Source organism: Mesorhizobium sp. M0437, assembly GCF_040321335.1.
GTDB lineage: Bacteria > Pseudomonadota > Alphaproteobacteria > Rhizobiales > Rhizobiaceae > Mesorhizobium.
In genome coordinates this window covers 1-6,877 of sequence record NZ_JAMYRK010000128.1, presented here as the reverse complement: position 1 = coordinate 6,877, position 6,877 = coordinate 1, and the positions used below count along the sequence as shown (strand labels likewise).

At 59.0% G+C, this 6,877-nt stretch carries 7 protein-coding genes and 1 pseudogene; 4 read left to right on the top strand and 4 right to left on the bottom strand.

The annotated features are described in order from the left end of the window. The 3 genes and pseudogenes from NKI72_RS33660 to NKI72_RS33650 all read right to left on the bottom strand — a co-directional run. Positions 1–82, bottom strand: an 82-nt coding sequence (locus NKI72_RS33660; protein ID WP_352852063.1) for a transposase, incomplete at its 3' end; no start/stop codon positions are given. After that, positions 64–842, bottom strand: a pseudogene (locus tag NKI72_RS33655) (IS256 family transposase); the annotation flags it as partial. The pseudogene NKI72_RS33655 and the gene NKI72_RS33660, both read right to left, overlap by 19 nt. A gap of 384 nt (positions 843–1,226) precedes the next feature. After that, positions 1,227–2,504, bottom strand: a complete 1,278-nt coding sequence (locus NKI72_RS33650; protein ID WP_352852061.1) for an ATP-grasp domain-containing protein — start codon at positions 2,502–2,504, stop codon at positions 1,227–1,229. 917 nt (positions 2,505–3,421) lie between these two features. On the opposite strand from NKI72_RS33650, the gene NKI72_RS33645 reads away from it, so the two are divergent. Both NKI72_RS33645 and NKI72_RS33640 read left to right on the top strand, forming a co-directional pair. Further along, on the top strand, positions 3,422–4,918 hold the full coding sequence (locus tag NKI72_RS33645; protein ID WP_352755720.1) for an amidase: 1,497 nt from the start codon (positions 3,422–3,424) through the stop codon (positions 4,916–4,918). Between the two features lie 97 nt (positions 4,919–5,015). Next, complete coding sequence (locus NKI72_RS33640; protein ID WP_352755717.1) at positions 5,016–5,201, top strand: IS630 transposase-related protein; 186 nt, start codon at positions 5,016–5,018, stop codon at positions 5,199–5,201. Between the two features lie 63 nt (positions 5,202–5,264). Here NKI72_RS33640 and NKI72_RS33635 read toward each other — a convergent pair whose 3' ends face one another. Further along, positions 5,265–5,693 carry a hypothetical protein gene (locus NKI72_RS33635; protein WP_352755714.1) on the bottom strand — a complete coding sequence of 143 codons (429 nt, stop codon included), beginning with the start codon at positions 5,691–5,693 and terminating at the stop codon, positions 5,265–5,267. 38 nt (positions 5,694–5,731) lie between these two features. Between NKI72_RS33635 and NKI72_RS33630 the strand changes: the two genes are divergently transcribed. Both NKI72_RS33630 and NKI72_RS33625 read left to right on the top strand, forming a co-directional pair. Continuing rightward, positions 5,732–5,998: a transposase gene (locus NKI72_RS33630; RefSeq protein WP_352852058.1), complete on the top strand. Its 267-nt coding sequence runs from the start codon at positions 5,732–5,734 to the stop codon at positions 5,996–5,998. After that, entirely contained in the window at positions 5,968–6,759 is a 792-nt protein-coding gene (locus NKI72_RS33625) for an IS3 family transposase (protein WP_352755833.1), read from the top strand. Before NKI72_RS33630 ends, NKI72_RS33625 begins: the two co-directional genes overlap by 31 nt. Positions 6,760–6,877: the final 118 nt, after the last annotated feature.

Here is a 6,877-nt window from a genome sequence, read left to right as displayed (position 1 = left end):
TCACGAACTCGCGCCAGCTCGAATGGCTCTCCCGGTTGGCCAGCTCCACGCCCAGAACCTGGCGCCGGCCCTCCCAATCCACGCCGATCGCCACCCCAGCCGGCACCTCTGCCAGGTCGCGCACAGCACCTTGGTGACGGCCGCCTTGAGGCCTTCGTGCGCGTCGGAGACGACGAGCTTGACGCCGCGCAGGCCGCGCCGCGCCAGCTTGCGCAGGAACTCGGTCCAGATCGGCTCGGCCTCGGAGGTGCCGATCTCCATGCCCAGCACCTCGCGCCGGCCGTCCGCGTTGACGCCGACCGCGATGATGACGGCGACCGACACGATGCGTCCGCCCGGGCGCACCTTCAGGTAGGTGGCGTCGATCCACAGATGGGGCCAGTCACCCTCGATGGGCCGCTCGAGGAACGCCTTCATCTTGCCGTCCATCTCTTCGCACAGCCGGCTGACCTGGCTCTTGGAGATCCCGCTCATGCCCATGGCCTTGACCAGGTCGCGACGGAGCGCGTCGAGATGCCCTGGACATAGGCCTCCTGAATGACCGCCGTCAGCGCCTTCTCGGCCATCCGGCGCGGCTCCTGGAAGCCCGGGAAGTACGTGCCCTTCCTCAGCTTGGGGATGCGCAGCTCGACCGTGCCGGCGCGCGTCTCCCAGTCGCGCTCGCGGTAGCCGTTGCACTGCGCCAGCCGGAGCGCATTCTTCTCGCCCTAGGCGGCGCCGGTGGCGGCCCCCACATCCAGTTCCATCAGGCGCTCGGCGGCAAAGCCGATCATCTCGCGCAGGAGATCGCAATCAGGGGGCTTCTCCACGAGCGCGCGCAGGTTCATCATGTCGTCGGTCATCGGTGGTTTCTTCGAATCAGGTTGGTGTCAGCAACCCGACCTTTACCCGGGAACATCGATGACCGCCGCAAAGCCGCTCGCTCGCTACAGCGCTGTTGAGGGCGCGCTCGCGAGCGGCTTCGCTACCGCCGAGCTACACCACCTCTGGGGACGCGACCCCTAAGTCAGCTTGGCCTGATTCCGATTGATCTCGATCCGCCCTGTTCAATCAACGGAAGTGCTCTCCTATCATAGGATTGATAAAGGTCGGCAGCCTTATCATCTGCCGACATATCGGACCCGCCTGTCCACCATTTGCGGATATGCGGCATGTCTCGTCCAGGCTGACGACCCCACGAAACCCGTCTCTCGCGGGCTCTCAATTGCACCAATGTTCGGCGAGGATCATCTCTTACCGGGCGCCACCTCGGCTGGTGCGGGGCAGTGAGGGCCGCAGATTGTCCTATTCGCAAAGGTCGGAAATGGTATGATAGACCAATCGATCAAGTCGACGGCACGCTGAAGTATCGCCTCGGTCAGAGGACGGCTGTGCGAAACGGCAATGACATATCCCATAGAGTCTCGGTAATCGCCTTTCCTGACGATCGGCATCTTGGGTTTAACATACAATTTGACCTCGGCGACACCTGGTACAGCGGCTGCCCGACTGTCGTCATCGATCCAATCTAGGATGCCATCGCGATCAGGAAGTAGGGACCGCCAGGCCGCAATATGCGAATGCCTTCTGCGCAAATCCCATTCCTCGCCGATGACAAGCTTGATGTGCTCGGTGACGAGATCGACACCGTAAGCCAGCTGAACTGGTTGAGGACCGCCAGCAAGACGCGGATTGACTTCAATGACGACTGGGCCACGCTTCGTCCACCGGAGTTCGATTGCCGTTGGCCCCCAGCCAAGGCCGAGAGCTTGCAAACAGCTCAGCGAAACATCGGCGATACGTTTATACTCGTCATCAGTTAGCGGGGCCGGAAAGATGGTCTCCCGAAAGACAAAATGTGGTGGATGTTCGAAGTCAGCGGCCTCAAACCCAATGACCTCATTTCCCATTACATGAGCGATATAATGGGGACCTTGTGCGAATTCTTCCACCAATATCCTCGGCGAAGACGGCCATATATGCTGTCCACCCAACAGATAGTTCGTATGTTCGGCCAATTCATCGACATTGCGGCACAATCGGACGCCTCTGCTGCCTGCGCCCACTGCCGGCTTAAGAATGACCGGCAGGCCGATCTCCGCAGCAGAGCTTTTTACGTCCGTGGCATTCGCGGCCAAGCGATGAGCAGGTATTGGAACGCCGGCCACCGCGAGGAGCTGGCGTTGGGTGAATTTATCGCAGCATCGTTCAATAGATGTGGGGTTCGGTCCCGGCAGATCGAAATACCGGCAGAGCTTGCCAACTGTCGCGTAGACCTCCTCCTTGGCGCTCGTAATGCCAACAATATCATAGATCGCACGCAGCTGGGAGCATTCTTGGACCAGCGCATCGAGATTGCCTGTATCGACACGGATTGCCTCAATGCTTTCCGCCGAAATATAGTCGTGCTGATCTGGATCGGCCGACAGGGTAATTGGATGAAGACCGAGGCGCTGGGCCGCTTGGACGTATAGCAGACCATTGCTCCTTGTGCCTTCAACCAGGATGAGCGCTTTTCTTGCCATTGGTCGACCTTCCATTGCGTTATGTGCGGCGGTCAGAGGCGTAAAATTGGCATCAGTTTTTTTAGCCGTGCCTGACCTCAGACCTTACGGTGAAGGTACCATTGTCATCGATCTGCGGTCGCAAAGATTCTGTGAACTTATTTGAAGGATCCGTTGCAACGACTGAATTGGCGGGATACGCGGTGACGTGCAGCATGCAGGGCATGGCCGTTGAGCCTGATCTCGGCCCGCGGTGGTACGCCCGATTCCGGCATGCCGATCAGCGCTCCCTCGTCAGCGGCAATCTCAATGCCATGTTTCGTAGAGCGTCTGACGGCGCGTCGGGCGCATGGCCTCACCGAGCCGCTGGCGAAAGGGGGTAATCTGGCATCCTGGAGCCGACCGCCACGCGAGACCTTCCTGGTTACGTGAGCCACCGCGCATCATGCATTCACGCCCAAGCACGCTTCATAGCAAGATCGAGCACTAGTTTTTCATCCTGGTATATGCAAGGTCATTCGCGGCGAAAACTTCAATTTCGTGAATGATCTTAAAGCCAAATTCTTTCCGCTTCATTACTTACTTCAATGAAATCTTGTCAGACCTATTCCGCCAAACATGCGCCGGAAGACTGCTCTGCGCCTCGCCCTAGCGAACGGCGTCAGCATTTCTGCTAACCTGGTATAGGTCGATCTCGTCATCTGAATTTCAGATGAACTAAATCGCAAAATAATATTTGACCATGGCCGAAATCGGTATCGATTATGGGCTCATCGCCTCATTCGTGAGGAGTCGATTTTGTACCGCGCTGCCGTTGAAAAACAACCGCCGTTTCCAGTTGGACCAAGCTGTGTATTGACAAAGTCATTGTGGGCTTTTGCGTGTCACCACCTGTGTTCGGCGACACTAGCCTAATCAAGAAGGAAGGATCTCCCGCAATGAAGCTGAGCGAATACGTAGAGTATGATGCCACAGGTTTGGCCTCTCTCGTGCACGCGGGCGAAGTGACGCCCTTGGAATTGATGCGTTTGGCCCGCCAGGCCCACGACGACGTCAATCCGCGCATCAACGCGGTGATCGAATTCTACGAAGATGCTGAGACCGTTGCCGGCGCGGACGCAGGGCTCTTCAATGGTGTGCCATTCCTTCGCAAGGATATCGGGGCCACCGAAGCTGGCCGCCTCCAGGAAAAAGGAAGCCGTTTGTTCAAAGGCTACCGCTCCGATATCGACAGCTATTTTTTTCGTCGCGCGCGCGAGGCTGGGCTTCGGACTCTAGGAAGAACAACAACACCCGAGCTCGGATCTACCGCAATGACGGAATCCATCCTCAATGGCATCACCGGCAATCCATGGGACTTGGAACGTTCCGCGGGAGGCTCCTCCGGGGGAGCCGCAGCGGCGGTGGCTGCAGGCATCACTCCTATTGCCCACGGCAGCGACGGCGGTGGGTCAATTCGCATCCCGGCGTCCTGGTGCGGCCTTGTCGCATTGAATCCGTCCCGAGGACGTGTTTCCGGCGGCCCGAATAATCAGGACGCATCTTTTGGTCGCAGCCGCGAATTTGTTCTCTGTCGGACCGTGCGGGATATGGCGACTGCGCTGGATGTCTTTTCTGGTCCCCATCCCGGCGATCCATTTATCATCGTCCAGCCGAACCGTCCTTATTTAGAGGAACTCTCACAGCCCACTGGCACTTTGAGGGTCGGGGTGGCGAGAACGAGTTGGGGCGCGGTCAACCTCGAGCCGGAAGTCCTGCACGCTGTCCAGTCGACGGCCACACTTCTCGAGGAAATGGGGCATATGGTGATGGACATCGAACCGCCATATGAGCCCGTCGAGTACAGCAGAACATATATCGCCCCGTCGACTGCTAGTTTGCTTGAAGCAGCGGCGCGTGCCATGGGACGCATGATCAACGCGGACACCTTGGAGCCGGTCAACCTCAAACGGTATGAATATGGTCGCGATATGCCTATTTCCCGATCGGGGGACTTGCAAGAGGCGCTCCGGAAAATGCGTTTCCGCGTGGGCGAGGCTACCCATACCTTCGACATTCTGCTGACCCCGACAATGCCAATCGTGGCCGTGCCACATGGCGGCATCTATTCTGCGACCCACCCGACGATCTCCGCCGAGGAATACGTGGAAGCGGATGTGGCGATTTGTCAGTACACTGGCGTGTTCAATGTCACCGGACAACCTTCGGTGTCCTTGCCTTTGGCACAAAGCGCCAGTGGGCTGCCGATTGGTGTTCAGATTGTCGGCCGCTTTGGCGACGAGGCTACACTAGTCCGTGTCGCCCGCGATCTTGAGGAAGCCAGGCCTTGGCGAAACCGGCGACCAAAGATTCGAGCGGGGACAGCTGACGACCGTCGTCTAAACTCCAATCTGAATGTGAGCAATCTTCCGGAATCGACGCTTCGAATGGGCTGACGCACGGAGCTAGAGCGGTTGGCGTTTTGGCTGAATTAGGATTCCCAAGATTGAGCAAATCAGGTTCGATGTTCTGACCCGTTGGAGGTCGGGACTGATGGCAAAGCCTTATTCGATGGATCTGCGGGAACGGGCGCTGGCCCGCCTTGAAGAGGGCGAGACGAGCTACGCGGTAGCTGCGGCGCTGAAGGTGGCAGTCTCGACCGTAATCAAGTGGGCGGCACGCAAGCGTCGCCGGGCAGTGCGGCACCCGGCAAGATGGGTGGTCATCGGCCCTATCTGATCGACGGGAGCACCGTGCTTTCGTCCTGAGCGAGGTTGAGCGAGATGCCAACATGATGCTTCATCAATTGACGGCGGCACTGGCTGAACGTGGTCTCCTGCGAGCGTCGGTCGCTTCCTGCACCGCGAGGGCAAGAGCTTCAAAAAAACCGCTCTGCCGGTCGAGCAGCTCAAGCCAAAGCTGATGCGCCGGCGTGCGCAATGGATGCGCTATCAGACCCGCATTGACCCTACGCGCCTGGTCTTCCTGGATGAAACATGGGTCAAGACCAACATGGCGCCGTTGCGCGGGCTGGGGTGTGCGGCTGATGGCCCACGCACCATATGGCCATTCGAAGACGATGACCTTCATCGCCGCGCTGCGGCATGATCGGGTGGAGGCGCCTTGGGTCATTGACGGACCATCAATGCGCAGGCCTTTCGCGTCTATGTCGAAACCGAACTCATCAAAACACTGAAGCCGGGCTGACCTGCCACGGGTAATTTCCTCCATCTGAGATTAGAGTCCGGCCTCGATTGAAGGACGGACTGATGAAGAGAAAGCGGTTTACGGAAGAGCAGATCATCGCAGTTCTGCGTGAGCACGAAGCGGGGGCGAAGGCGGGCGACCTGGCGCGCAAGCATGGGATCTCCGAGGCGACGCTGTATAACTGGAAGGCGAAGTATGGCGGGATGGACGTCTCCGATGCCAAACGGCTGAAAGCCTTGGAAGACGAGAACGCCAGGCTGAAGAAGCTGCTCGCAGACCAGATGCTCGAAGCCTCGGCATTGCGCGAGCTTCTATCAAAAAAATGGTAGGGCCCGCCGCCAAGCGCGAAGCCGTAGCGCATCTGCGGGCCGTCATGGGCCTATCGGAGCGTCGGGCCTGTTCCTTCGTCGACGCCGATCGTAAGATGATCCGCTACCAGTCTCGCCGCGCGCCAGAGACGGAGCTGCGTGATCGGCTGCGTGACCTCGCGAACGAGCGCCGGCGCTTCGGCTATCGACGGCTGTTCATTCTGCTCAGGCGCCAGGGCGAGGCATCGGGGATCAACCGTATCTATCGTCTTTACCGCGAGGAAGGACTGACGGTGCGCAAGCGTCGGGCGCGACGACGAGCCGTCGGCACGCAGGCGCCGATCCTGGTCGAGGCAAAGGCGAATGCGCGCTGGTCGCTGGATTTCGTGCATGACCAGTTCGCCTGCGGCCGGCGCTTCCGTGTGCTCAACATCGTCGACGACGTGACGCGCGAATGTTTGGCCGCGATCCCGGACACCTCGATCTCCGGACGTCGGGTTGCCCGTGAACTGACGGAATTGATCGCTCACCGCGGCAAGCCGGGCATGATCGTCTCCGACCATGGCACCGAATTCACCTCGAACGCCATCCTCGCATGGTCGAAGGATCACGGGATCGAATGGCACTACATCGCGCCAGGCAAGCCGATGCAGAATGGTTATGTCGAATCCTTCAACGGTCGCATACGCGACGAGCTCCTGAACGAGAGCCTGTTCTTCGGCCTCGACTACGCCCGTAGCGCCATTGCCGAATGGCGGGAGGACTTAAATCCTGTTTCATAGCACCCATCTGTCTATGTCGTTGAAGTGAATAGGTTTTGCTGATCTGGATGCGATCCCGTGGGGTATTTTGGGTTTTGCCGCGCGCGATGAACGATGCGCTGTGCCGCAGGTTCGCCAA